General features: G+C 70.4%; 29 protein-coding genes. 28 read left to right on the top strand and 1 reads right to left on the bottom strand.

Translation table 11 applies throughout. The annotated features are described in order from the left end of the window. The first annotated feature begins 3 nt into the window (after positions 1-3). The 5 genes from P2T65_RS10340 (at position 4) to P2T65_RS10320 (ending at position 2,768) form a co-directional block, all read left to right on the top strand. Positions 4-195 (top strand): hypothetical protein, encoded by a 192-nt coding sequence (locus P2T65_RS10340; RefSeq protein WP_055459110.1) that lies wholly within the window; start codon positions 4-6, stop codon positions 193-195. Next, the gene (locus P2T65_RS10335; RefSeq protein ID WP_055459109.1) at positions 192-371 is read left to right on the top strand and encodes a hypothetical protein; all 180 of its coding nucleotides are present in this window, start codon (positions 192-194) and stop codon (positions 369-371) included. Before P2T65_RS10340 ends, P2T65_RS10335 begins: the two co-directional genes overlap by 4 nt. After that, the gene (locus P2T65_RS10330) at positions 368-928 is read left to right on the top strand and encodes an HK97 family phage prohead protease (protein ID WP_245280517.1); all 561 of its coding nucleotides are present in this window, start codon (positions 368-370) and stop codon (positions 926-928) included. The genes P2T65_RS10335 and P2T65_RS10330 overlap by 4 nt, the downstream gene beginning before the upstream one ends. Further along, positions 925-2,163 carry a phage major capsid protein gene (locus P2T65_RS10325; protein WP_276199735.1) on the top strand — a complete coding sequence of 413 codons (1,239 nt, stop codon included), beginning with the start codon at positions 925-927 and terminating at the stop codon, positions 2,161-2,163. Before P2T65_RS10330 ends, P2T65_RS10325 begins: the two co-directional genes overlap by 4 nt. A gap of 176 nt (positions 2,164-2,339) precedes the next feature. Then, entirely contained in the window at positions 2,340-2,768 is a 429-nt protein-coding gene (locus P2T65_RS10320) for a type II toxin-antitoxin system PemK/MazF family toxin (RefSeq protein WP_082831630.1), read from the top strand. Between the two features lie 196 nt (positions 2,769-2,964). Here P2T65_RS10320 and P2T65_RS10315 read toward each other — a convergent pair whose 3' ends face one another. Continuing rightward, positions 2,965-3,708, bottom strand: a complete 744-nt coding sequence (locus P2T65_RS10315) for a trypsin-like serine protease (protein ID WP_276199734.1) — start codon at positions 3,706-3,708, stop codon at positions 2,965-2,967. A 123-nt stretch (positions 3,709-3,831) separates the two neighbouring features. Between P2T65_RS10315 and P2T65_RS10310 the strand changes: the two genes are divergently transcribed. From P2T65_RS10310 to P2T65_RS10200, 23 genes are all read left to right on the top strand, one after another. Next, positions 3,832-4,386, top strand: a complete 555-nt coding sequence (locus P2T65_RS10310) for a hypothetical protein (RefSeq protein WP_276199733.1) — start codon at positions 3,832-3,834, stop codon at positions 4,384-4,386. A gap of 1 nt (position 4,387) precedes the next feature. Then, positions 4,388-4,723 (top strand): phage head closure protein, encoded by a 336-nt coding sequence (locus tag P2T65_RS10305; protein WP_071923561.1) that lies wholly within the window; start codon positions 4,388-4,390, stop codon positions 4,721-4,723. Beyond that, positions 4,720-5,136: a DUF3168 domain-containing protein gene (locus tag P2T65_RS10300; protein ID WP_063187547.1), complete on the top strand. Its 417-nt coding sequence runs from the start codon at positions 4,720-4,722 to the stop codon at positions 5,134-5,136. Before P2T65_RS10305 ends, P2T65_RS10300 begins: the two co-directional genes overlap by 4 nt. Positions 5,137-5,171: 35 nt before the next feature. Continuing rightward, positions 5,172-5,579: a phage major tail protein, TP901-1 family gene (locus P2T65_RS10295; RefSeq protein WP_276199732.1), complete on the top strand. Its 408-nt coding sequence runs from the start codon at positions 5,172-5,174 to the stop codon at positions 5,577-5,579. Positions 5,580-5,586: 7 nt separating this feature from the next. Continuing rightward, complete coding sequence (locus P2T65_RS10290; RefSeq protein WP_276199731.1) at positions 5,587-5,919, top strand: gene transfer agent family protein; 333 nt, start codon at positions 5,587-5,589, stop codon at positions 5,917-5,919. 23 nt (positions 5,920-5,942) lie between these two features. Continuing rightward, positions 5,943-6,161, top strand: coding sequence for a rcc01693 family protein (locus P2T65_RS10285; RefSeq protein WP_276199730.1), 219 nt, complete (start codon positions 5,943-5,945; stop codon positions 6,159-6,161). Continuing rightward, on the top strand, positions 6,158-6,730 hold the full coding sequence (locus P2T65_RS10280) for a phage tail tape measure protein (protein WP_055459101.1): 573 nt from the start codon (positions 6,158-6,160) through the stop codon (positions 6,728-6,730). The genes P2T65_RS10285 and P2T65_RS10280 overlap by 4 nt, the downstream gene beginning before the upstream one ends. A gap of 10 nt (positions 6,731-6,740) precedes the next feature. After that, positions 6,741-7,382, top strand: a complete 642-nt coding sequence (locus P2T65_RS10275; protein WP_055459100.1) for a DUF2460 domain-containing protein — start codon at positions 6,741-6,743, stop codon at positions 7,380-7,382. Positions 7,383-7,404: 22 nt separating this feature from the next. Continuing rightward, a complete protein-coding gene (locus P2T65_RS10270; protein WP_276199729.1) occupies positions 7,405-8,298 on the top strand; it encodes a DUF2163 domain-containing protein in 894 nt (297 codons plus the stop codon). Beyond that, on the top strand, positions 8,295-8,738 hold the full coding sequence (locus P2T65_RS10265) for an NlpC/P60 family protein (RefSeq protein ID WP_055459098.1): 444 nt from the start codon (positions 8,295-8,297) through the stop codon (positions 8,736-8,738). The genes P2T65_RS10270 and P2T65_RS10265 overlap by 4 nt, the downstream gene beginning before the upstream one ends. After that, on the top strand, positions 8,738-12,667 hold the full coding sequence (locus tag P2T65_RS10260; RefSeq protein WP_276199728.1) for a glycoside hydrolase/phage tail family protein: 3,930 nt from the start codon (positions 8,738-8,740) through the stop codon (positions 12,665-12,667). Before P2T65_RS10265 ends, P2T65_RS10260 begins: the two co-directional genes overlap by 1 nt. Positions 12,668-12,701: 34 nt before the next feature. Continuing rightward, positions 12,702-13,481, top strand: coding sequence for a glycosyl hydrolase 108 family protein (locus tag P2T65_RS10255; RefSeq protein ID WP_063187909.1), 780 nt, complete (start codon positions 12,702-12,704; stop codon positions 13,479-13,481). Between the two features lie 194 nt (positions 13,482-13,675). Continuing rightward, positions 13,676-13,876, top strand: a complete 201-nt coding sequence (locus tag P2T65_RS10250) for a PepSY domain-containing protein (protein WP_141659673.1) — start codon at positions 13,676-13,678, stop codon at positions 13,874-13,876. 32 nt (positions 13,877-13,908) lie between these two features. Next, on the top strand, positions 13,909-14,574 hold the full coding sequence (locus P2T65_RS10245; RefSeq protein WP_276199727.1) for a response regulator transcription factor: 666 nt from the start codon (positions 13,909-13,911) through the stop codon (positions 14,572-14,574). Between the two features lie 7 nt (positions 14,575-14,581). Further along, the gene (locus P2T65_RS10240) at positions 14,582-15,964 is read left to right on the top strand and encodes an ATP-binding protein (protein ID WP_063187904.1); all 1,383 of its coding nucleotides are present in this window, start codon (positions 14,582-14,584) and stop codon (positions 15,962-15,964) included. A gap of 87 nt (positions 15,965-16,051) precedes the next feature. Next, the gene (gene ccmI / locus P2T65_RS10235; RefSeq protein WP_276199726.1) at positions 16,052-17,158 is read left to right on the top strand and encodes a c-type cytochrome biogenesis protein CcmI; all 1,107 of its coding nucleotides are present in this window, start codon (positions 16,052-16,054) and stop codon (positions 17,156-17,158) included. Continuing rightward, positions 17,155-17,634: a cytochrome c maturation protein CcmE gene (gene ccmE, locus P2T65_RS10230; RefSeq protein ID WP_276199725.1), complete on the top strand. Its 480-nt coding sequence runs from the start codon at positions 17,155-17,157 to the stop codon at positions 17,632-17,634. Before ccmI ends, ccmE begins: the two co-directional genes overlap by 4 nt. A 6-nt stretch (positions 17,635-17,640) precedes the next feature. After that, entirely contained in the window at positions 17,641-19,614 is a 1,974-nt protein-coding gene (locus P2T65_RS10225) for a heme lyase CcmF/NrfE family subunit (RefSeq protein WP_276199724.1), read from the top strand. Between the two features lie 4 nt (positions 19,615-19,618). Then, positions 19,619-20,092: a cytochrome c-type biogenesis protein gene (locus tag P2T65_RS10220; RefSeq protein WP_055459089.1), complete on the top strand. Its 474-nt coding sequence runs from the start codon at positions 19,619-19,621 to the stop codon at positions 20,090-20,092. A gap of 156 nt (positions 20,093-20,248) precedes the next feature. Next, on the top strand, positions 20,249-21,421 hold the full coding sequence (locus P2T65_RS10215; protein ID WP_055459088.1) for a M20 family metallopeptidase: 1,173 nt from the start codon (positions 20,249-20,251) through the stop codon (positions 21,419-21,421). Positions 21,422-21,539: 118 nt separating this feature from the next. After that, entirely contained in the window at positions 21,540-23,069 is a 1,530-nt protein-coding gene (locus tag P2T65_RS10210) for a Do family serine endopeptidase (protein WP_245282609.1), read from the top strand. Between the two features lie 124 nt (positions 23,070-23,193). Then, positions 23,194-23,877 carry a response regulator transcription factor gene (locus P2T65_RS10205; RefSeq protein ID WP_063187890.1) on the top strand — a complete coding sequence of 228 codons (684 nt, stop codon included), beginning with the start codon at positions 23,194-23,196 and terminating at the stop codon, positions 23,875-23,877. Continuing rightward, the gene (locus P2T65_RS10200; RefSeq protein WP_276199723.1) at positions 23,861-25,252 is read left to right on the top strand and encodes an ATP-binding protein; all 1,392 of its coding nucleotides are present in this window, start codon (positions 23,861-23,863) and stop codon (positions 25,250-25,252) included. The genes P2T65_RS10205 and P2T65_RS10200 overlap by 17 nt, the downstream gene beginning before the upstream one ends. Positions 25,253-25,285 lie beyond the last annotated feature (33 nt).

The raw sequence follows: 25,285 nt of genomic DNA, 5'->3' as shown, positions 1-25,285 counted from the left end.
GCGATGGACGCCGTGACGGACAGCATCATCGCGCGCGGCGACCTCGCCCATCTGGCGCTGTTTCTGTGGGCGAGCGGCGCCTCCGCCATGCTCGCCATCGTGCTGCGCGAGCTCGCGGCGGCGAACCGGCGCTTCGACCATTTCGTGCGCGAACTCGCGCGCTTCAACCGACGCTATTCGGGAGACGATCCATGAGTCGCAAGCGATCGAACGGCCCAGCCCGCCCGCGCGCCGAGCCGCGGGTGACGGCCCGCGCCGGGGAGGCACGTTTCAAGGAGGCGGTCGCCGGGTTCGTCCGCGCGCTCGAGCGGCTCGACGGCGCGCGTCGCCGCGGCGCGGCGCCTCCTGCCCAACCGGGACCGGCCACGTGAGCGCCGGCGTGATCGTGCAGGGCGGCGCCCGGCCGGACGAGGCCCCCCTGGTCTTCGAGGGTTACGCGAGCCGCTTCGGTGTGCCGGATCTGGGCCGGGACGTGGTCGAGCGCGGCGCCTTTGCGGCGAGCCTCGCCCGGCGCGGCGCACGCGGCATCCGGATGCTCTTCCAGCACGATGCCGCCCAGCCGCTCGGCACTTGGCTGGCCCTGCGCGAGGACGCGCACGGGCTCTTCGTGCGCGGACGGCTCAATGCCGGTGTCGCCCGCGCCCGCGAGATTGCGAGCCTGATCGCGGAGGGCGCTCTCGACGGTCTTTCCATCGGTTTCCGCACACGACGGGCCGTCAACGATGCGCCCGGCCGCGTGCGCCGCATCCTCGAGCTCGACCTGTGGGAGATCTCGCTCGTCACGTTTCCCATGCAACTGGGGGCGCGGGTCATCGCGCGCCCCGCCCACCACAAGGCCGCGGCGCAGGGCGCCGATGCCGGCGGCCTCGCGCGCCTTGTCCGGGATGCCGCACGCCGCATCAATCCAAGCGAAAGGACCCTTGCATGAACAACGCTCCGGAAACGAAGGCGCTCGGCATCGATGTCGGCGCGGCCTTCGAGGATTTCTCGCGCGCCTTCGAGGCTTTCAAGGAGACCAACGACCAGCGCCTCGCCGCGCTGGAGACCCGGCGCCCGGTCGACGTGCTCGTCGAAGAGAAACTCGCCCGCATCGATGCGGCGCTCGATGAGGCCCGGAGCCGGCTCGACCGGCTGGCCCTCGATGCACGCCGGCCGCCGCTCGGCGGCACGAGCGAGCCGACGGCGCCCCTGGTGGGCGAGCACAAGAGCGCCTTCGATGCCTATGTCCGTACCGGCGAGGCCGGAGGCCTCAAGGCACTGGAGGAAAAGGCGCTCAGCGCCGGCTCCGGCCCCGACGGCGGCTATCTGGTGCCGGCGCAGGTGGAAAGCGAGGTGCTGCGCCGCCTCGCCGCCGTCTCCCCCATCCGCGCCATCGCCTCGGTGCGCGTGATCTCGACCGGCACCTACAAGCGCGCCGTTGCCACGGCGGGGCCGGCCACCGGCTGGGTCGGCGAAGAGGCGCCCCGGCCGCAGACGAGCGGCCCGACGCTCGCCGAGCAGTCCTTCCCGGCCATGGAGCTCTACGCCATGCCGGCCGCGACGCAGACGCTGCTCGACGATGCTGTGGTCGACGTCGACGCCTGGCTCGCCGAGGAGGTGGAGACGGCCTTCGCCGAGCAGGAGGGGGCGGCCTTCGTCAACGGCGACGGCATCAACAAGCCGAAGGGCTTCCTCGCCTACGACCGCGTCGCCAACCAGAACTGGAGCTGGGGCCGCATCGGCACAGTCGCGACCGGGGTCGCCGGTGCCTTCTGGGAAGAGGCGCCGGCCGACGTGCTCATCGACCTCGTCCACGCGCTCAAGGCGGGCTACCGTCAGAACGCCTCCTTCGTGCTCAACCGCAAGACGCAGAGCGTTATCCGCAAGATGAAGGACGAGGAGGGCCGGTATCTCTGGCAGCCGCCGGCCGGTGCCGGCCAGCAGGCGTCGCTCATGTCCTTCCCCGTCGTCGAGGCCGAGGACATGCCGGACATCGCGGCCGATGCCGCGGCGGTCGCCTTCGGCGACTTCCGGCGCGGCTATCTCGTCGTCGACCGTGCCGGCGTGCGCGTGCTGCGCGATCCCTATTCCGCCAAGCCCTACGTGCTCTTCTACACGACGAAGCGTGTCGGCGGCGGCGTGCAGGATTTCGACGCCATCAAGCTGTTGACCTTCTCGGCGTAAGAGGACAGGCGCGTTTTGCGCATCGCCCGCTTCCTCGCTTGGCATAACTGGCCGATCATCGGCGCAGCTGAGGGGCGGGCGAAGAGCAAGTTACAGGAGGTTTACCTGTCTCGTATTGAACGTGAGACTTCAGCCATACTGGCTGCGATAGTTTATTCGATTCGTCGAGGGGCGCCTTGCCGCTGAAGTTTCACCCTGAGCCGGGTACAGTGTTAATTTGCGACTTCGATAGTGGATTTCGCGAGCCTGAAATGGTCAAACGCCGGCCGGTTGTGGTCATTTCCCCGCGGCTGAAACGGCGTACCGGATTGGTTTCCGTGGTGCCGCTAAGCACGACGCCGCCCGATCCCATCGAGGACTATCATTGCGAAGTTCGGATGGAGCCGCCCCTGCCGAAGCCCTTCGATTCACCGACCGCTTGGGTGAAAGCCGACATGCTCTATACGGTTGGTTTCCAGAGGCTTGAGCTCGTCCGTACGGGACGTGATCAATACGGAAAACGCAAATACTTAACGCCTGTGCTTGCCCCGGCGGAACTGGCGAGAATTCAGCACTGCGTGCTTGTCGCTCTCGGGCTTTCCGGATTGACAAAGCGGTCCGAGTAGCCATCTTTACATCGTTCCTGCGCTGCCTATGGCATCAGGCTTTCAAGACCTCTTCGGAGGCGGTCGTGCGAACGGGCGATGACAAGCTCGCTGCACGACCTTGAGGCCCCGCCGCTAATCACGGCGGGGCTTTGCCTTTCCAGGCCGCAAGCAGAGGCATCACGGCTCATCCCGGCGACCTGCGAAACTGGCTACCTCACTCGGCCCAGTTGGCCTCGCGTCCCCAGTGCCTGAGCGTACCGTCGATGAAGGCACGCTCGGGCGCGACGAGCGTGCCCTGGGTCATCAGCCCGCAGCGGTCGCGGCCCTCGCCGCGGGCAAAGCCCGTCACGGCGACCACGCGCCCTGCGGCATCGGCGATGGGGCCGCCGGAATCGCCGTCGCAGGCACCGGCGCGGCGCTTCGGCCCGTTGCCGAGCCAGACGAGAATCCGCCCCGGCCCGTAGGGCTCCACGACGGACATGTCGAGCGCGCGGAAGGTGCCGGTGCTGCGGTGGTCGCCCTCGGCGGCGACGCCCCAGCCGCCGAGCGTCATCCGGGCGCCCTCGCGTGGCGCCGCCGCGCGCGACAGGGTCGCCGCCGCGAACGTGGCCGGCAGCGGCTCCGGCAGCCGCACGAGGGCGAGATCGACCGACTGCCGACGGGCCTTGATGGCGTCGCGATCGTAGCGCGGGTGGATGACGACCTCCCGCGGCACGATCAGCACCGGCTCGCCGGCCTCGTCGCGATAATGCACGCGATAGGCGTCGGCCCCCGTCACGCAATGGGCGGCCGTCAGCACGGCATCGGGCGCGAGCACGATGCCGCTGCACACGCCGCCGCGCGCGTTCAGCACCATGACGCTCGCCTGCGCGAGTGGCCCCGCATCCTCCCGCCCGCCGATGACGGCTTCGGCCGGCATGAGCGTTGAGGCCAGCAGGCCGGCGGAGAGGCTGGCCATCCGGATGAGCCGCCGGGCGGCGCGGGGCAAGAGCCGTTTCACGAGCAGTCCTTTCGTTGGCTGCGCCAGCCTTAGCGGCGGCTCCGGCCGGCGCAAGGGGGTGCATACAGTTTTGAGGTTTCCATGACACCCATTCTGCTGCAGCCGCCGGCCGAGGAGCCGGTGCCGCTCGACGAGGCAAAGGCCTTCCTGCGCCTTGACGACACGGCTGAGGACGGGCTCCTCGCGGCGCTCGTCACCTCGGCGCGGCTGACGGTCGAGGCCGTGAGCGGGCTCGCGCTCGTCTCGCAGACCTGGCGTTTCGTGCTCGGCGCCTGGCCCGGGGCCGGCGTGCTGCGCCTGCCGATGGCCCCGGTCGATGCCGTGCTGTCCGTGCACGGCCGCGACGCGGGCGGTGCCCCGCTCGCCTTGCCGGACGGCATCGTTGCACCCGCCGCCACCGTCGAGCGCGACGCCCTTCTTTTCGGTCGGCTCGCAGCTTCGCCCGCCGCCGTCGAGGTTGATGTGCGGCTCGGCTACGGCGGCGCCGACGACGTGCCCGGGCCGCTGCGCCAGGCCGTGCGCCTGTTGACCGCGCACTGGTTCGAGAACCGGGGCGACGCGCCGATGGCGGGCAAGCCGCCCTTGCCGCCGGATGTCGTCGCCCTTCTCGCCCCCTGGCGCCGGATCAGGCTGTGACATGGCCGACCTTCCCCTCGGCCGCCTGCGCCGCCGTGCGGCGCTGCTGCGGCCACGCGAGACGCCGGACGGCACCGGCGGTGTGGTTCGCGCCTTCGAGCCGGCCGGTCATCTGTGGTGCTCGCTGGATGGCGTGACGGCGGGCAGCGACGAGCGCGAGCACGCCGACCGACGCGATCTCGCCGCCCGCTTCCGGGCCGAGATGCGCTGGCGCGGCGATGTCGACGGCACCTGCCGCTTCGCCATCGGCGGGCGGTCCTTCGCCGTGCTGTCGGCCGTCGATCCCGACGGGCGCCGGCGCCGGCTCGTGTGCATGCTGCAGGAGGTGATGCCGTGAAGCCGTCCCACATCGCGCTGCGCGAGACGATCGTCTCGCGCCTCACCGGCGACGCCGACCTCGTCGCCCGCCTCGGCGGAGCGCGCATCTTCGACGAGACGCCGCGCGGCCTCGACGGGCTCTACTGCGTCATCGGCCCGTGGAAGGCGCGCGACTGGTCGACCGGCACCGACCGAGGTGAGGAGCACGACATCACGCTCACCGTCTGGGCTCGTGCCGGCGGCGCACGCAGCGCCCTCGAAAGCGCCGGGCGCATCGACGCGCTGCTCAGCGAAATATCGCTGCCGCTCGACGGCCACCGGCTCGTGAACCTGCGCACCGTCGAGACCGAGGCGCGCCGCGACGAGCGCGCCGACCGCTCGCGCGTGACGCTGCGCCTCAGGGCGGTGACGGAGCGCCTGCCGGCGCCGTGACGCCGGTGCCATCGACCAATCGGAGACGACACGACATGGGTGCCCAGAAAGGCAAGGACCTGCTGCTGAAGCTCGACATCGGCGGCACTTTCGTCACGGTCGCGGGCCTCAGGGCCCGGCAGATCGCCTTCAACGCCGAGACGGTGGACGTCACGCACGCGGAATCGGCCGGCCGCTGGCGCGAATTGCTCGCCGGTGCCGGCGTGCGCCGGGCCGGCATCAGCGGCTCCGGCATCTTCAAGGACGAGGCGTCCGACGCCTATGTCCGCGAGCTCTTCTTCGACGACGACATCCGCCCCTGGCAGGTCGTGGTGCCGGACTTCGGCACGATCGAGGGGCCTTTCCAGGTCACCGCGCTCGAATACCGCGGCGACCACGCCGGCGAGGTCACCTTCGAACTCGCGCTCGAATCCGCCGGCGCGCTCGCCTTCTCGGCTCTGTGAGGCGGCCATGGCCAATCTGAGACGCGGCGAAATCACGGCCGAGATCGGCGGCGAGACGTTCGTGCTGTGCCTGACGCTCGGGGCGCTGGCCGAGCTGGAGGACGCCTTCGGTGTCGGGGATCTCGCCGGGCTTGGCGAGCGCTTCGCGCGTGGGCGGCTTTCGGCCGGCGACATGATCCGCCTCATCGGCGCCGCCATCCGCGGCGGCGGCCGGGCGATGAGCGACCGCGAGGTCGCAGCCCTGCCGATCGGGCAGGGGCTCGAGAACCTCGCCGCCATCATCGCCCGGCTGCTCGCCGTCACCTTCGGCCCCGGGGAGGCCACGCCGCCAAACCCTTGACCGCCGCAGGGCACCAGGAAGCCATGGCCTCGCCCTTTCCGTGGGACGAGGTGCAGGCCTTCGGCTTCGGTGCCCTGCGGCTCAGCCCGGACGTCTTCTGGCGCCTGACGCCGCGCGAGATCGCGGCGACGGCGCTTGCCCTCGGCCTCGGCCGCAGCGCCACCCCGGCGCGTCGGGATCTCGCCGCGCTGATGCGGGCCTTCCCCGACAAAGCTGCCTCAACGGGAGCCATAACGCCATGACGAGTGATCCGCAGGACCTGCGCATCGACCTTGACGAATTGCGCGAGGCCAACCGGCTGGCGACGAGCTTCGGCGCGGCGCTCGTCAAGGCCTTCTCGTCGAGCGTCGTCGAGGGCCGGCGCTTCGAGGACGTGCTGCGCAGCATCGGCCAGCGCCTCATCGACATTGCCCTCAAAGCCGCCACGAAACCGCTGGAAAGCGCGCTGGGCAGCGGCCTCGAATCCCTGTTCTCGGGCCTGTCGAGCGCCTTGCCCTTTGCCAAGGGCGGCGTGATCTCGCGCGGTCTCGTGCAGCCCTTCGCCCAGGGCGGCGTCGTCGCCGCACCGACCTATTTCCCGCTCGCCGGCGGGCTCGGCCTCATGGGCGAGCGCGGCGCCGAGGCGATCATGCCGCTGGCGCGCGGACCGGACGGCCGGCTCGGCGTGCGCGCGGCCGGTTCGCAGGGCGGACCCGTGGCGCAGGTCACCGTTAACATCAGCACCAACGATGCCGAGAGCTTCCGGCGCTCGGAAGCGCAGGTGTCCGCGGCGCTCGCCCGTGCCGTCGCGCGCGGCCAGCGTGCGCTGTGAGGGAGAAGCGATGAGCTCGTTCCACGAAGTCAGGTTCCCCGTCGACATCTCGCTTGCGAGCAGCGGCGGCCCGGAGCGGCGCACGGACATCGTCCTCCTCGGCTCCGGACGCGAGAGCCGCAATGCGCGCTGGCACCACGCGCGCCGGCGCTACGAGGCCGGCTACGGCATCAAGACGCTCGACGCCTTGGCGGCGGCCGTCGCCTTCTTCGAGGAGCGGCGCGGCCGGCTCTACGGCTTCCGCTGGCGCGACCGGCTCGACTTCAAGTCGTGCCTGCCGTCGCAGGAGCCTGCGCCGACCGACCAGGCGATCGGGACCGGGGACGGGGAGAGGGCGAGCTTCCAGCTCGTCAAACAATACGGCGGCGCCCATGCGCCCTATGTGCGCCCCATCGCCAAACCCGTCGACGGCAGCGTCCGCATTGCCGTCGACGGACAGGAACTGACGGCCGGTCTCGAGTTCACCTGCGATGCAACGACGGGCCTCGTCACCTTCGCCGAGGGAAGCGTTCCGGCGCCGGATACGGCGGTGACGGCCGGCTATCTGTTCGACGTTCCGGTCCGCTTCGATACCGACCGGCTCGAGGTGGATTTCGCGGCCTTCTCCGCCGGCGCCATCCCGCAACTGCCGGTGATCGAGATCGTCCCCTGACAGGGCCTTCAAGGACATTGCCATGCGCGACATCGACCCCGCCTTCGCCGAGCATCTTGCGGCGAGCGCGACGACGCTCAGCCATTGCTGGAAGCTGCTGCGCCGCGACGGTGCCGTCTTCGGCTTCACGGATCACGACCGCGATCTCGCCTTCGGCGGTGTCACCTTCGCGGCGCGCAGCGGGCTCGAGCCGTCCGAAGTCTCGGCGGAGCTCGGCTTCGCCGTCGCGACGAGCGAGGTCGCCGGCGCGCTGAGCGCGGTGTCGCTGACCGAGGCCGATATCGTCGGCGGGCTCTATGACGATGCCACCGTCGAGACCTGGCTCGTCAACTGGGCCGATCCGGAGGCGCAGCGCCTCCTCGTCGACGTCGCGTCGATCGGCGAGATCAAGCGCACCGACCATGCCTTTCTCGCCGAACTGCGCGGCATCATGCATCGCCTCGATCAGCCCCAGGGGCGGCTCTATTCGCTCGCCTGCGCCGCCGATCTCGGCGATGTCCGCTGCGGCGTCGACCTGACCCTGCCGACCTTCCGGGCCGAAGGCGCCGTGACGGCGACGGACGGGCGCCTCGTGGTGCAGGCGCGCGACCTCGGCGACCATGCCGACGGCTGGTTCACCGGCGGGCGGCTGGTCTGGACGGGCGGCGCCAACGCCGGTGCCGCCGTGGAGGTCAAGCACCATCGCCGTGACCAAGGGGTGCATCTCCTGACGCTCTGGCACGCGGCGCCGGCGACCATCGGCGAGGGCGACGCCTTTACGGTGACGGCGGGCTGCGACAAGCGCCATGCCACCTGCCGGGACCGCTTCTCCAACACCGTCAACTTCCGGGGTTTCCCCCACATGCCGGGCAACGACTTCGTCGTCACCTATCCGCGCGAGGGCGAGGGGCATGACGGCGGGAGCTTCTTTCGATGAGCGGGGGCGTCGCCCGGGCCGCCATCGTCGCCGCGGCGCGCGGCTGGATCGGCACGCCCTACCGCCACCAGGCATCGCTCAAGGGCATCGGCTGCGACTGCCTCGGCCTCGTGCGCGGTGTCTGGCGCGAGGTGGTGGGGCAAGAGCCCGAGGCGGTGCCGCCTTATGCGCCCGACTGGGCCGAGGCCGGCCTGCGCGAGATGATGGCCGAGGCCGGCGAGCGCCATTTCATCCGCATCGCCCCTGCGGATGCCGGCGCGGGCGATGTCCTCCTCTTCCGCTGGCGCGCGCATCTGCCGGCCAAGCATGCGGCCATCATGACGAATGCTGCGGGCATGGTGCATGCCCATGACGGCGCCGCCGTCGCCGAGGTGCCGCTGAGCGGCTGGTGGCGGCGCCATCTCGCCTTCGCCTTCCGCTTTCCAGGAGTGACCGACTGATGGCCACGATCGTCCTGCAGGTTGCCGGTACCGCTCTGGGCGGGCTCGTCGGCGGGCCCGTCGGCGCCATGGTCGGGCGGGCGCTCGGCGGCCTCGCCGGGGCCGCCATCGACGGCGCGCTCCTCTCGCGCACCGGCGGCGGCACGCGGCGTGTGGTGGAAGGGCCGCGCCTTCAGGATGTCGACGGCATCACCTCGACCGAAGGCGCGCCCATTCCCCGCGTCTACGGCCGGGCCCGCGTCGGCGGGCAGCTCATCTGGGCGACGCGCCTGAAGGAGGAGGCGGTCACCACCGTGACGCGCACCCCTTCGTCCGGCGGCAAGGGGTCGCCCCCGAAGACGACAACGATCGAGACGACCTACAGCTACTACGCCAATATCGCGATCGGCCTGTGCGAGGGGCCTGTCGCCTACATTCGCCGCGCCTGGGCGGACGGCAAGGAGATCGACCTTGCGCGGGTCAACATGCGCGTCCACCGCGGCAGCGAGAGCCAGACGCCCGATCCGCTCATCATCGCCAAGGAAGGCGCGGCGAACGCGCCCGCCTACCGCGGCCTTGCCTATGTCGTCTTCGACCACCTGCCGCTCGCTGCCTACGGCAACCGCATTCCGCAATTCTCCTTCGAGGTGGTGCGGCCGGTCGAGGGGCTCGGCAGCGCCATCCGGGCGGTCAACCTCATTCCGGGGGCGAGCGAGTTCGGCTACATGCCCGGCCATGTCACGCAGGTGCTCGGCTTCGGCGCGTCGCGCTCGGAGAACCGCCACCAGCTGATGAACAGCGTGGATGTGGTCGCCTCGCTCGACATGCTGACAGCGCTGTGCCCCAACCTCGAGCGCGTCGCGCTCGTCGTCAGCTGGTTCGGCGACGACCTGCGCGTCGGCTCCTGCACCATTGCGCCGCGCGTCGAGACGGCGGCCAAGGCGACCGAGGACGGGCGCGGCCAGCTCCCGTGGCGGGTCTCTTCGCTCACGCGCGAGGCGGCGCGTCTTGTCAGCCATGTGAACGGCCGGCCGGCCTATGGCGGCACGCCGTCGGACGACAGTGTGATCGCCCTCATCCGTCACCTCAAGGCGCGCGGTCTCGAGGTCGTGCTCTATCCGTTCATCATGATGGACGTGCCGGCCGGCAACGGCCTGCCCGATCCCTGGACGGGCGCCGCCGGGCAACCGGCCTATCCCTGGCGCGGGCGCCTCACGTGCCACCCGGCCCCGGGCCGGCCGGGATCGCCGGACGGCGGCCCCGCCGTCGCGGCACAGGTTCAGGCCTTCTTCGGCCATGCCCAGCCGCAGCATTTCACCCGTTCGGGAGACGTCATCTCCTACCAAGGGCCGCCGCAGTGGTCCCTGCGCCGGCAGATCCTGCATTATGCCCATCTCGCGGTGGCGGCGGGCGGCGTCCACGGCTTCGTCATCGGCTCGGAGCTCGTGAGCCTGACGCGGCTGAGCGCCGCCTCGGGCCACTATCCGGCGACATCCGCGCTGATCGCATTGGCCGAAGCGGTGCGCGCGGTCGTCGGCCCGGGCACCGCCATCACCTATGCGGCGGACTGGACGGAATACGGCGCTCATTTGCGCGACGACGGCAGGGAGGTGCGCTTCCCGCTCGATCCGCTCTGGGCCTCGCCCGCCATCGACGCGGTGGGCATCGATTTCTACCCGCCGCTGAGCGACTGGCGCGACGGCACCGACCATGCCGATGCGGGAGAGGCGCGTGCCATCTATGACCGCGACTACCTGCGCGGACGGCTCACCGCCGGCGAGGCCTACGACTGGTATTACGCGAGCGAGGCGGATCGCATCTCCCAGCGCCGCAGCCCCATCACGGACGGCGCCTACGGCAAGCCGTGGCTGTTCCGGCAGAAAGATCTGGCCGGCTGGTGGGCGAATGAACACGTCGAGCGCGTCAATGGCGTCGAGACCGGCCGCACCGCCTGGCAGCCGGGCGCCAAGCCCGTCTGGCTGACGGAGCTCGGCGTCCCCGCCGTCGACAAGGGCACCAATGCGCCGAACGTCTTTCCCGATCCGAAGTCCATCGACGGCGGGCGCCCGCCGTTCTCCTCGGGCGGGCGCGACGACCTCATCCAGGTCCGCGGGGTCGAGGCGATGCTCGCCGTCTATGGCGCGCCGGGAGAGGCCAACCCGCTCTCGCCGGTCTATGGCGGCACCATGGTCGCGCCCGGCCATGCCTTCGTCGGGGCCTGGGACGCGCGGCCTTTCCCCGCCTTTCCCGAACTCACCGGCGTCTGGTCCGACGGGCACAACTGGCAGACCGGCCATTGGCTGACGGGACGGCTGGAGAGCGTGCCGCTCGACCGGCTCGTCGCCGCCGTTTTGCGCGACTTCTCCGTCGATCTGCCGCAGCGGCTCGACATCGACGGCATGGTCGACGGCTATGTGGTGGACCGGACGATGGCGGCCCGGCAGGTGCTGGAGCCTTTGGCGCAGGCCTTCGGGTTCGATGCGCTGGCGAGCGGCGGCGTGCTGCGTTTCGCTATGCATGCGCGTCGCGTGGCGGCGACCCTCGGGGAAGACGATCTGGTGCCGGACGAGAACGGCGCCCTCATCGTCCTGCACCGCCAGCAGGAGACGGAACTGCCGCGCGAGGTGCGTATTGGTTATAGCGACAGCGAGCGCGACTTCCGCCGTGCTGCCGCCCGGTCGCGCCGGCTTGCCGGGGAAAGTGAGCGCGAGGCGAGCGCGGACTTGGCGCTGGTCACGCGCGCAAGCGAAGCGGCCCGCCTCGCCGAGGTCTGGCTGCAGGACCTGTGGGTGGGGCGCGAGAGCGCGGAGTTCTCGCTCTCGCCGCGGCTCGCCGGCCTCGAAGTCGGTGATATCGTCGCCCTGCCGACGGCGCCGGCGCCGCGCACCTACCAGATCACCAGGCTCACAGACGGCACGGCCCGGCGCGCGGCGGCCCGTAGGCTGGAGCCATCCGTCTTCTCCCTGCCGGCCGTCTTCCAGCCCTTGCCGGGAAAACCGCCGCCGGTGCTGCCCGGCCGACCGCATGTCGTGGTGCTCGACCTGCCGGCGGCGATGCAGGACCCGCCGGTTCTGCAATATCTCGCCGCCGTCGCCGATCCGTGGCCGGGGCAGGTGGCCGTCTGGCGGTCGAGCGACGGAGCGAGCTTTGCGCCACACCTGGCGGCGGATCTTCCTGCCGTCATCGGCGAGACGATCGACCCGCTGCCGGCCGGCCCGGTCTGGCGCTGGGACCGGCAGAACCGGCTGACCATGCGGCTCGGCGGGGGCGTCCTCACCAGCGTCGGCGAAGGCGCGGCCCTGTCCGGAGCGAACCTCATGGCCGTGCGCGGCCCGGATGGTGCCTGGGAAATCATCGCCGCAGCCGAGGTCGAACTGATGGATGCCGATGTGTACCGCATTGGCTGTCTCCTGCGCGGGCTCGCCGGCTCCGACCTTCTGGCGGCGAGGACCGTGCCTGCTGGCGCGACGGTCGTGCTCCTCGATCGTGCCCTCGTGCCGCTGACGAGCCGCCTCGATGACATTGGCCGCTTTGCCTACTACCGCGCCGGCCCGGCAACGCTCGATCACGGCGATCCTGCCTATGCTGCCTTCGGCACGGGGGCGACCGATCTCGCGCTGCGGCCCTTCGCGCCGGTGCACCTGAAGGCGCGGCGCATGGCCGAGGGTATCGTGATCTCCTTCATCAGGCGCACGCGCTCCAACGGCGACGGGTGGGAACTCGTCGAGGTGCCGCTCGGCGAGGATGTTGAGGCCTACGAGATCGACCTGTTCCGGGATGGCGAACTCGTGCGCCGACTGCGCACAGCCGAGCAGCGTGTCTTCTACGCGGCGGAGCAGGAACTGGCGGACTTCGGCGGTCCTCAGCACCGTCTCGATATCGCCGTCGCCCAGCTCAGCGCCGTCGTCGGCCGCGGCTTTGCCCGGCGCGGCGAAATCGACGTGCGCTGAGCTTTCCCGGGACCGCCTTTTGCGAGATACGGCCATGGCCATCGCGAGTTTCGACGAAGCCCTCGAGGCCGTCCTCGGCTTCGAGGGAGGCTACGTCAACCATCCGTTCGATCCCGGCGGCGCCACCAAGTTCGGCATCACGCGGGCGGCGCTGAAACGGGCGCGCGGCCGTGATGTCGCCATTGCCGAGGTGATGGCGCTGACCCGGCACGAGGCGGCGGTGATCTACCGCGAGCACTACTGGCACGCCGTGCGCGCCGACGAACTGCCCGCCGGCATCGATCTCGCTGTCTTCGACACCGCCGTCAACTCCGGCCCCGCCCGCGCTGTCCGCCTGCTGCAGCAGGCAGCGGGCGTCACCGTGGACGGCCGCATCGGGCCGGTGACGCTCGCGGCGGTCGAGGCGCAGGTGCCGCACCTTCTCATCGAGCGCTACTGCGCCGCGCGCCTCGGCTTTCTGGAGCGGCTGCGCCATTTCCACGTCTTCGGCCGCGGCTGGCGCCGCCGGGTCGAGCGCGTCGAGGAGCGGGCGAAGCGGCTTGCCACGCAGGCCGACGTCGGGCCTGGCACGATACCCAGTCACCCAGCAAGGAAAGGAAGCGACATGTCCGATACGAAATCGATCTTCACGAGCCGCACGGTCTGGGCCAATGCCGTCGGCATGGCTGCCATCCTCCTGTCGCTCTTCGGAGTTGAAACGGATGGCGTCGACACCGGTGCGCTGACCGACGCGCTCCTTCAGATCGTCGCCGGCGTCAGCTTCGTGGCGTCCACCGTCTTCCGCGTTATGGCAACCAATCGCCTCGAACGATGAGGCCGATCCGGCGCTGCCGGATCGGTCCGTGGCGGCCATGCATTCAGGGAATGTTCAGGCCTTGGCCGCCATATTTCGGCGCCATGTGGGGAGCTAGGACCATCTTTGCCGCGAGCGTGCTTGTTGCTGGACTCGCCTCGTCCGAAACGGCGGCTCAGGGCACGTGCCTGTCGCCGGAGGAGACGCGCACCGCCGTGGCACAGGGGGGGGTGGTCGCGCCGCCCCGGGCCGTGTCCGCCGCGCGTGACGCGGCTTCGGGTGGCGAGGTCGTCAGGGCCGAGCTCTGCCGGCAGGGCGGTAGCTATGTCTACCGGATCTCGGTTCTGCGCCGCGACGGCCGCGTCGCGCGAATCGTGGTTGACGGCGGCAGCGGCAGGGTTCTGGAAGGGCGCTGAGCGTCGGCGGGCTTGTTGATGGGAGGGCGCGCGTGCGGCTCTTGGTTGTCGAGGACGACAGGGACATCAACCGGCAACTCGCCGATGCGCTCGTGCAGGCGGGCTATGCGGTCGATCGGGCCTATAATGGCGAGGAGGGCCTCTTCCTCGGCGAGACGGAGCCCTATGACGCCATCATCCTCGACATGGGCCTGCCGAAGCTCGATGGCCAGTCGGTGCTGACGAAATGGCGGCAGGCCGGTCGCGACATGCCCGTGCTGATCCTGACCGCCCGCGACCGCTGGAGCGACAAGGTCCAGGGCTTCGATGCCGGCGCCGACGATTACGTGACGAAGCCCTTCCACATGGAGGAGGTGCTTGCTCGGGTCCGGGCCCTCCTGCGTCGCGCTGCGGGCCATTCCTCGAGCGAGATCGTCTGCGGGCCCGTGTGCCTCGACACGCGGGCGAGCCGGGTGACGGTCGATGGCGAGTTCGTCAAGCTGACCTCGCACGAATACCGCCTTCTCGCCTATCTCATGCATCACACGGGGCGCGTGGTGTCGCGCAGCGAGCTGGTCGAGCACCTCTACGACCAGGATTTCGACCGCGATTCCAACACGATCGAGGTCTTCATCGGCCGCCTCAGGCGCAAGCTCGGCGTCGATGTCATCCAGACGGTGCGGGGGCTCGGCTACCGGCTCGAGCCGCCGGCGGAGTAGCCGCCCCGTGCCGGCAGGCTTCTTCGAACGCCGCTCCATCGCCGCGCGCCTGCTGCTCTTCGGAGCGCTGTGGACGGTCCTTGTCCTGCTCCTAGGCGGCCTGGCGCTGTCGCAGGTCTATCGCCGCACCAGCGAGCGAGCCTTCGACGAGCGCCTGCAGGTCTATCTCACCGATATCGTCGCCGATCTTGCCGGTCCCGAGCCGCTCGACGACAAGTCGCTCGGCACCTTGGGCGAGCCGCGCTTCGACCTGCCGCTCTCCGGCTGGTACTGGCAGGTGACCCGTGTCGATCCGGAAGGCAAGGGGGAGATGCGCGCCTCCAAGTCCCTCTTCGGCAGCAGGCTGCCGCCGCTCGCCGAACTCGGGGCCCCCGCGCGGGAGGGCGGTGCGCGCGAGGCCTATTACGACGGTGTGGACGGGCGCCGGCTGCGGGCGGTCGAGCGCGTCATCGACCTCGGCGAGGGCGAGCGCTTTCTCGTCGCGGTGGCGGCGCCCGCCGATGCCATCGAGGCCGATATCCGCAGCTTCGAAATCGTCGTGGCTGCCACGTTCCTCACGCTCGCGCTCGTTCTCGGGCTCACGACGCTGCTCCAGGTGCGCTACGGCCTGCGCCCGCTCGTGCGGTTGCGCCGCGCCGTCGGCGCCGTCCGCCGCGGGGAGGCGGAGCGCATTGCGGGCACCTTCCCGCACGATATCGCGCCACTTGCCGGCGAGCTCAACCTTCTTATCGACAGCAACCGCGAGATTCTGGAGCGGGCGCGCACGCAGGTGGGCAACCTCGCCCACGCCCTGAAAACGCCGCTCAGCGTCATCCTCAACGAGGCCGACGTCCGGGACGACGCGCTGGCCGCCAAGGTGCGCGAGCAGGCCCTCGTGATGCGCGACCAGGTCAACTACTACCTCGAGCGCGCGCGCGCGGCAGCGCTCGCCGGCACGCTCGGCACGGTGACGGAGGTCCAGCCGGCAGTCGCCGGCCTCGTGCGGGCTTTGGAGCGCATCTACGAACGGCGCGGGCTTTCTCTCGCGCTTGAAGTTGCGCCCGGCCTGCGCTTCCGCGGTGAGCGGCAGGACCTCGAGGACATGGTCGGCAACCTTGCCGACAACGCCTGCAAATGGGCGGCCGGACGGGTCCGGATCGGTGCGAGCGCGGTACCGGACAGCGAGCCGCCGGTGATGCTGATCGTCGTCGACGACGACGGTCCGGGCCTTGGGGAGGCCGAGCGGCAGGCCGCCGTGCAGCGCGGCCGCCGGCTCGACGAGAGCAAGCCGGGGTCCGGCCTCGGCCTTGCCATCGTCAGCGAGCTGGCGGGGCTCTACGGCGGTGCTCTGGAGCTGGGCGTGGCGCCGGAGGGCGGCCTGCGCGCCAGCCTGCGGCTCCCGCGCATTTGAGGCCGATCAATGCCGCACCCGCCGCGTGACCTTATGTCGCCGTATCGTGACATGAGCGGGCCCCGGGCCTTGCGCTAAACAATGCCCATGTTGATCTGGCTGATCTTTGCCCTGATGACCGGCGCGGCGGTGCTCGCGGTGCTGTGGCCGCTGTCGCGCGCCGAAGCGGCCGTCGCGGTCGAGACCGGCGATACCGCTTTCTTTCGCCAGCAGATGGCGGACCTCGAACGCGACCGCGAAGCCGGCCTCGTCTCCGAGCGTGAAGCAGAGGCGCTGCGCGCCGAGATCGGCCGGCGCCTGCTGCGGGCGGCGCGCGGGGAGGGACGCAGCGGCCCGGAGGGCGAGCCCGCCCTGCGCCGGCGCCGCGCCGCCTCGGCCATCGCCTTGTCGACGATCCCGCTTCTGGCGCTCGCCATCTATGGGGCCATGGGCTCGCCGCACCTGCCTCAGGCGCCGCGTGCCGCGCGGATGGACGGCGGCCAGCTCGATGTCGGTGCGGCGGTTGCGAAGATCGAGGCACATCTTGCGCAGCATCCGGGCGACGGCCGCGGCTGGGAGGTGCTGGCGCCGGTCTATCTGCGGGCCGGGCGCTTCGGCGATGCCGCGCGCGCCTATCAGTCCGCCCTCGACATCCTCGGCGAAAGCCCGGCGCGCCTCACCGATCTCGGCGAGGCCGTGACGGCCGAGGCCGGCGGCATCGTCGACGCACGGGCCCGCGCAGCCTTCGAGCGGGCGCTCGTGCTCGATCCTGCCAATGCCAAGGCGCGGTATTACCTCGCCGTCGCCACGGGCCAGGACGGCGACAACGCCAAGGCGATCGATATGTTACGGAAGCTCCTGGCCGATGCGCCGGCCGACGCGTCCTGGCGCGGCGCCGTCGAGCAGCGGCTCGCGGCCTTGTCGATGAGCGAGGGCGCGAGCGCGATCACGTCCCTGCCTGAGGGCGAGCAGGCGCTCGCCATCCGCGGCATGGTGGAGGGGCTCGCCGCGCGCCTCGACGCCGACGGATCGGACGCGGCCGGCTGGGCGCGGCTCGTGCGCTCCTATGTCGTTCTCGGCGAGGAGGAGAAGGCCCGCGAGGCGCTTGCCAAGGCGCGCAGCCAGCTTGCGGCCGACCCTGCCTCGCTCGATATGTTAGCGGCGCTCGCGCGCCAGCTGTCACTTGAAACCGACGCGACCGGAGCACCGCAGTGACTCGCAAGCAACGAAGGCTCACGCTTATCGCAGCGGCCCTCGCCGTGCTTGGGGTGGCGCTCGGGCTCGTGCTGTTCGCCATGCGCGACAACATCGTGTTCTTCTATTCGCCGACGGATCTCGAGGCCAAGGCGGTGACGCCGGGCACGCGCCTGCGCCTCGGCGGCCTCGTCGCCGAGGGCTCGGTCGAGAAGGGCGAGGGCCAGAACGTGACCTTCGCCGTCACCGACATGAACCACAGCATCACCGTGCGCTACACGGGGCTGCTGCCGGATCTCTTCCGCGAAGGGCAGGGCGTTGTGACCGAAGGCGTGCTCGAGAGCGCGGGGCTGTTCCGGGCCGACAGCGTGCTCGCCAAGCATGACGAGAACTACATGCCGCGGGAGGTCGCCGACAGCCTGAAGGAGCAGGGGCTGTGGCAGCACGGCGGCAAGACGGATGCGCAAGGTGGCGGTGCGACCGCCGCGAGTGAGTGAGGGCCGATGTTCGTCGAAGCAGGGCACTACGCGCTGACCCTCGCCCTTGGGCTCTCGCTCGTGCAGTTCCTCATGCCGCTGTGGGCGGCCACGGTGCGGGACGAGGCGCTCGCGGCCATCGCCGCGCCGGCGGCGCTCGGCGCCTTCGCCTGTGTGACGCTGGCCTTCGCCGCGCTCACCTATGCCTATGCGACATCGGATTTCTCGCTCGTCAATGTCGTCGAGAATTCGCATTCGCTGAAGCCGTTCATCTACAAGCTCACCGGCGTGTGGGGCAACCACGAGGGCTCCATGCTGCTCTGGGTGCTTATCCTCACCCTCTTCGGCGCCATGGTCGCCTTGTCGCGCCGGGCCGTGCCGTCGCGCCTGCGCCACCTGACGCTGGCCGTGCAGGGGGCGGTGGCCTTCGCCTTCCTCGCCTTCGTCGAGTTCACCTCCAATCCCTTCCTGCGGCTTAATCCGGCTCCGTTCGAGGGGCAGGATCTCAACCCGATCCTGCAGGACCTTGGCCTCGCCATTCACCCGCCGCTGCTCTACATCGGCTATGTCGGCTTCTCGATCTCCTTCGCCTTCGCGCTCGCGGCGCTCATCGAGGGGCGGATCGACGCCGTCTGGGCGCGTGCCGTGCGGCCCTGGACGCTCACGGCCTGGGTCTTCCTCACGCTCGGCATCGCCATGGGCTCCTACTGGGCCTATTACGAGCTCGGCTGGGGCGGCTGGTGGTTCTGGGATCCGGTCGAGAACGCCTCGCTGATGCCGTGGCTTGCCGGCACGGCACTCCTGCATTCCACGATCGTGATGGAAAAGCGCGATGCGCTGAAGATCTGGACGATCCTTCTCGCCATCCTCACCTTCTCGCTGTCGCTGCTCGGCACCTTCCTCGTGCGCTCGGGTGTGCTGACCTCGGTGCACTCCTTCGCCACGGACCCGACGCGCGGCGCCTTCATCCTCGCCATTCTCGTCGTCTTCATCGGCGGCGGCTTCGCCCTCTTCGCCTGGCGCGCGCCGCTCCTGCGCCAGGGCGGGCTGTTTGCGCCGATCTCGCGTGAAGGCGCGCTCGTCGCCAACAACCTCCTTCTCGTCACCGCCTGCGCCACCGTGTTCATCGGCACGCTCTATCCGCTGGCGCTCGAGGCGCTGACGGGCGCCAAGATCTCGGTCGGCGAGCCCTTCTTCAACGCGACCTTCCTGCCGATTGTGATGCCGCTCCTCGCGCTCATCCCGATCGGCCAGACGATCGCCTGGAAGCGGGGGGACCTGCTCGGCACGGTGCAGCGGTTGTGGGCCGCCTATGCCGCCGGCCTTGCCGGGGCGCTCATCATCGTCGCGCTCGTCCGCGGCGGACCGGTGCTCGCCCTCCTCGGCATCGGGCTCGGTGTCTATCTCCTCGCCGGTTCGGCCGTCGACATCTACCACCGCGCTGGCGGCGGCCGGGTCGCGCCCGGCGTCATGCTGCGCCGTGCCGCCGGCCTGCCGCGCTCGGCCTGGGGCACCGCCATCGCCCATGCCGGCGTCGGCATCACCGTGCTCGGCATCGCCGCCCAGGCCTGGAGCACCGAGACGCTGGCCGTGGTCAATCGCGGCGATCTCGTCAACGCCGGCGCCTATACCCTGCGGCTCGACGCCATCTTCCCGCGCACCGCCCACAACTACCGCGAGGACGTGGCGCGCTTCACGGTCCTCAGGGACGGGCGCATCATCGGCACGCTCGAGGGCTCGAAGCGCATCTACGTGACGCGCGGCATGCCGACCACCGAGGCCGGCATCATGACGCTCGGGCCGAGCCAGCTCTATGTCAGCCTCGGCGAGCCGCAGCCTTCCGGCGGCATGGGCGTGCGCATCTATTGGAAGCCCTATGTCATCTTCGTCTGGCTCGGCTCCGTGATCATGGCTCTCGGCGGGCTTCTGTCCCTGACCGACCGGCGCCTGCGCGTCGCCGCGCCCGTTGCCGCGCGCGGTCGGCTCGTTCCGGCGGAGTAGGGCGATGCGGCGCCTCCTGCCTGCCTTCGTCGTCGCTCTCGCCCTGTCGCTGCCCGCGCTCGCGGTGCAGCCGGACGAGGTGCTGCGCGATCCGGCGCTCGAGACGCGGGCGCGGGCGATCTCCGCCGAGCTGCGCTGCCTCGTCTGCCAGAATCAGTCGATCGACGATTCCGATGCGCCGCTCGCGCGTGACCTGCGCATCCTCGTGCGCGAGCGCCTCACCGCCGGCGACAGCGATCGCGAGGTGCGCGACTTCGTCGTGGCGCGCTACGGCGATTTCGTGCTGCTGCGCCCGCCGGTCAACTGGCAGACCGCTTTGCTGTGGGGCGGGCCGTTCCTCGTGCTCCTCGCCGGCATTGTGGCGATCGCCATCGCGGCGCGCCGCCGACGCGTGGAGGTCTCGACCACGGCGCCGCTCAGCGACGAGGAAAAAGCCCGGCTCGCCGCTCTCCTCGAGTGGCGCGACAAGGACCTGTGACCGCGGACGCGGAGCCCGCGCTCATCCTCTCCCGAATGGCCCCGGCCCTCGCCATGCGCTGTCGGCAGATGCGCCGGCGGGCGCGATGGCGCATGCTGCCGCCCCTGACCGGCTGCGTGATTCACCTCGCGCGGCACCGCTGACGGGAGTGGAGCGATGACGCGAGGCACCGAGGCCGAGGAGGCCGTCTGCCGCTGGCTGGCGGAGCGGGAGGGCGAGATGCTCGCCCTCCTCGAAGAGGTGGTGAACATCGACAGCGGCAGCTACGACAAGGCCGGCGTCGATGCGGTCGGCGAGCGCTTCGCCCGTTTCTTCGCGGTTCATGGCATCCCGACGTCCTGGCGGCGCGGCGACACCTATGGCGACGCCCTGCGCGCCGAGCTCGCCAGCCCCGGCAGCAATCTCAAGCCAGTCCTCCTCATGGGGCACCGCGACACGGTTTTCCCGAAGGGTGAGGCGGGGCGCCGGCCGTTCAGGATCGTCGACGGTCGCGCCTATGGTCCGGGTGTCGCCGACATGAAGGGCGGGCTCGTCGTCAATGCCTTCGTCCTCGCCGCGCTTGCGGCGCAGGACGCTGCCCCCGGCCCGGTGGTGGCGCTGATGACGGGTGACGAGGAGATCGGCTCGCCCTTCTCGCGCCCGATCATCGAGGAGGAGGCGGCCGCCGCGCGCGCCGCCTTCAACGGCGAGCCGGGCCGCGCCTCCGGCAACATCGTCAGCGGCCGCAAGGGCGGCATTTTCCTGCATCTCGAAGTCTTCGGGAAGGCAGCCCATTCGGGCGCCAACTTCGCCGACGGCGCGAGCGCCATCGGCGAACTCGCCCACAAGATCGTCGCGCTGCATGCGCTGACCGATCTCGAGGCCGGCATCACGGTCAACGTGGGTACCGTGCGCGGCGGCCAGTCCGTCAACACGACGGCGCCTTTCGCCGAGGCCGAGGTCGATCTGCGCTATGTGACGCCGCAGCAGCGCGCGGCGCTCGTTACGGCGGTCGAGCGGATCGTCGCGGCTTCCACCATTCCCGGTACCCACGCGCGCTTCACGACGCGCGGGGACTTCCTGCCGCTCGTCGCCTCGCCCGAGAGCGAGCGCATGATGGCGACCTACAAGGCCGCCGCAGCGGATTCCGGCCTTCACGTCGACGGCGAGTTCACCGGCGGCTGCTCCGACGCCGGCTTCTCGGCCGCGGTCGGCACGCCGACGCTGTGCGGTCTCGGCCCGGTGGGCGGCAAGGCCCATTCCCCGGAAGAATACATGGAGGTGGCCTCGCTCGTGCCGCGTGCCCAGGCTCTGGCGCGCGCGGTGCTGCGTTGCGAAGCGGGTCGCTGAGGGCCTCCCGCCTCCATTACGAAGTTTTCATGCGCTCGTGAGGCTGTCGTAAGGCGCGGCGAGCCATCGTCGGCGGCGATAACGGGTTCGGCCCGAAAGTTCGCCAACGGAGATGGCCATGCACGAGAATGACCACAGCGAAGCCTTGAAGGCCCGCATCAAGTCGCCGAAGCGCGCCAGCCGGCGCGTGTCGATGCTGCTGGGTGCCGTCGCGCTCGGCGCCTTGTCGACCGGTGCGTTGCTGCAGAGCACCTTCGACGTCGGCCCGGCGCCGGCCTATGCGCAGAACCTGTCGGCCCAGGTGCCGACCGCCAATCCTGCCGGCTTCGCCGACGTCGTCGACCATGTGAAGCCGGCCGTCGTGTCGGTGCGCGTCAAGGTCGCGGTCGAGGGCGCGAGCGCCGAAGGGCTCGATCTGCGCCAGTTCGGCCTGCCCGAGGGCAGTCCCTTCGAGCGCTTCTTCCGCCGCTTCGGCGAGGAGGACCAGCGCGGTCAGCGCCCGGCGCCGCGCCGCTTCGGCGAGGCACAGGGGTCCGGTTTCTTCATCTCGGCCGACGGCTATGTCGTCACCAACAATCACGTTGTCGAAAAGGCCCGCGAGGTCGAGATCCAGACTGACGACGGCAAGACCTATTCGGCCAAGGTGGTCGGCACCGATCCCAAGACCGACCTGGCGCTGCTCAAGGTGGACGAGGGCGGCAAGTTCCCCTACGTCAGCTTCGCCAGCGGCACGCCCCGCGTGGGTGATTGGGTGCTCGCCGTCGGCAATCCCTTCGGCCTCGGCGGCACGGTGACGGCCGGCATCGTCTCGGCCCGCGGGCGCGATATCGGCGCCGGCCCCTATGACGACTTCCTGCAGGTCGACGCGGCCGTCAACCGCGGCAATTCCGGCGGGCCGACCTTCAACACATCCGGCGAGGTTGTCGGCGTCAACACGGCCATCGCTTCGCCGTCGGGCGGCAACGTGGGCATCGCCTTCGCCATCCCCGCCGAGACGGTGCAGAAGGTCGTCGCCGAGATCAAGGACCACGGCACGGTGCGCCGTGGCTACCTCGGCGTGCAGATCCAGCCGATCAACGAGGGCATTGCCGAAGGGCTCGGCCTCAAGGAGGCCAAGGGCGCCATCGTCGCCCGCGTCGAGGACGGCAGCCCCGCCGCGAAGGCCGGCATCAAGTCGGGTGACGCCATCCTCGCCGTCGATGGGCAGGAGGTGAAGAACGCCCGCGAGCTCGCCCGCGACATTGCCGGCTTCGCGCCGGGGCGGACGGTCGACATCACCGTCTGGCGCGGCGGCAAGAAGAGCGACATCTCCGTCACGCTGGCGACGATGCCCGGCGAGAAGACCGCGAGCGCCGAGAGCGGCGAGGAGCAGGCCGGAAGGCTCGGTCTTTCGCTGGCGCCCTCGGGCTCGGTCGACGGCGTCGACAAGGACGGCGTCGTCGTCGTCGGGGTCGAGCCCGGCAGCCCGGCCGAGGAGCGCGGTCTGCGCACCGGAGACGTCATCGTTACCGTCGGTGGCAAGAAGGTCGAGACGCCGCAGGACGTGCGCCAGGCGGTCACGGAGCTGCGCAAGGAGGGGCGCAAAGCCGTGCTGATGCAGGTCGAGACGGCGAGTGGCGCCCGCTTCGTCGCGCTGCCCCTTGCCTGAATTCGGGGAGGGGCGGCGGGCCGCCTGTCGCCACGGGCCCGTCGCTCTTCCTCGCATGGCGGCAGGTCGGACACCCCCGCGTCCGGCCTGCCGTTTGCGTTGCGGAGTTGCTACCATGAGCGCCATGAAGATTCTCGTCATCGAAGATGATCAGGAGGCCGGCGCCTACATGGTCAAGGCTTTCCGGGAAGCCGGCCACGTGGCGGACCATGCGGCCGACGGCCTCGATGGCTATGCCATGGCGCGCGAGGGCGGCTACGACGTCCTCGTCGTCGACCGCATGCTGCCGAAGCTCGACGGGCTGTCGCTCATTCGCTCCCTGCGCGAGCAGAAGGTGGATACGCCCGTGCTCATCCTCTCCGCTCTCGGACAGGTGGACGACCGGGTCAAGGGCCTGCGCGCCGGCGGCGACGACTACCTGCCGAAGCCCTACGCCTTCTCCGAGCTGCTGGCGCGCGTCGAGGTTCTCGCCCGTCGCAGCAAGGGGGCGAACGGCGAGCCCACGAGCTACCAGATCGGCGACCTCGAACTCGATCGCCTGTCGCATCGGGTAACCCGCGCCGGGCAGGAGATCGTACTGCAGCCGCGCGAGTTCCGCCTGCTCGAATATCTCATGAAGCACGCCGGCCAGGTGGTGACGCGCACCATGCTGCTCGAGAACGTGTGGGACTATCACTTCGACCCGCAGACGAACGTCATCGACGTGCACGTCTCGCGCCTGCGCGCGAAGATCGACAAGGGACAGGACGTGCCGCTGATCCAGACGGTGCGCGGAGCGGGATACATGATCCGTGACGGGGCTCGGTAAGCTCTTCCGCACGACGGCCTTCAAGCTGTCGGCGGCCTATCTCCTCGTCTTCGTCCTCTTCGCCGGCTTCATCCTCGGCTATGTGGCCTGGAATGCCCGACGTGTGCTCGACGACCAGATCCAGGGCACCATCGACGCCGAACTGCAGGGCCTTGCCGAGCAGTACCGCATCGGCGGCATACGCCGGCTCGTCAACATCATCGACCGGCGCTCGCGCGCGCCGAGCGCCTCCCTCTATCTCGTCACGACCATGGCCGGCGAACGGCTGGCAGGCAACGTGGTGGAAGTGCCCTTCGGCATTCTCGACGAGCCTGGCTCGCGCGAGATCGCCTACCGGCGCAGCGACGAGACGGGCGACAGGGAGTTCCGGGCCCTCGTGCGCGTCTATGTGCTGCCCGGGGGCTTTCGCCTGCTGGTCGGCCGCGACCTCGAGGAGCGGCTGCAGTTGCAGGCTGTCATCCGCCGCGCGCTCGTTCTCTCGATCGGCCTCGTGACCGTGCTCGCCTGCCTTGGCGGCTGGTTCATCACACGCCGCGTGCTCAAGCGCGTCGATGCGATGACGGAGACGACGCGCACCATCATGGAGGGCGACCTCGACGGGCGACTCACTGTGACCGGCACCGGCGACGAACTCGACCGCCTGGCGCAGAACCTCAACGACATGCTCGGCCGCATCGGCGAGTTGATGGCCGGCATGCGCGAGGTGTCGGACAACATCGCCCACGACCTCAAGACGCCGCTGACGCGCCTGCGCAACAGGGCGGAGGAAGCGCTGCGCACGGCGCGCTCATTGGACGAATATGCCACCGCGCTCGAAGGCATCATCGACGAATCGGACAATCTCATCCGCATCTTCAACGCGCTCCTGATGATCGCGCGGCTCGAGGCGGGCAATGCCAATGCCGCGATGGACGGTTTCGATGCGGCCGAGATCGCCGGCAGCCTGGCGGAGCTTTACGAGCCGCTCGCCGAGGAGGCGGGCATGCCGCTCGTTGCCGCGATCGAGCCCGACCTGCCGGTCAGAGGCAATCGTGAGCTCATCAGCCAGGCCGTCGCCAATCTGATGGACAATGCCCTCAAATACGGCACAAGCTGTCGGACGACGCCGGAGGTGAAGATCACCGCCCGGCGCCGCGGCGGCATGGTGGAGATCGCGGTGAGCGACCGGGGCCCGGGCATTCCGGAAGGGGAACGGGAACGGGTGCTGGAGCGCTTCGCGCGTCTCGAAAGCGCGCGCTCCAAGCCGGGCTTCGGCCTCGGCCTCAGCCTCGCCTCGGCCGTCGCGCGCCTGCACGCGGGCGCGCTGCGCCTCGAGGACAACGGGCCGGGCCTGCGGGCCGTCCTCGCGCTGCCGCTGGCGAAAAACGAGGGATGAAGGCAGGCCGTCATGCCCGCGCTTGTCGCGGAC

The organism is Chelatococcus sp. XZ-Ab1, assembly GCF_029309855.1.
GTDB lineage: Bacteria > Pseudomonadota > Alphaproteobacteria > Rhizobiales > Beijerinckiaceae > Chelatococcus_A > Chelatococcus_A sambhunathii.
The sequence above is the reverse complement of the archived record's forward strand: the minus strand, read 5'-3'. Positions and strand labels throughout refer to the sequence as shown.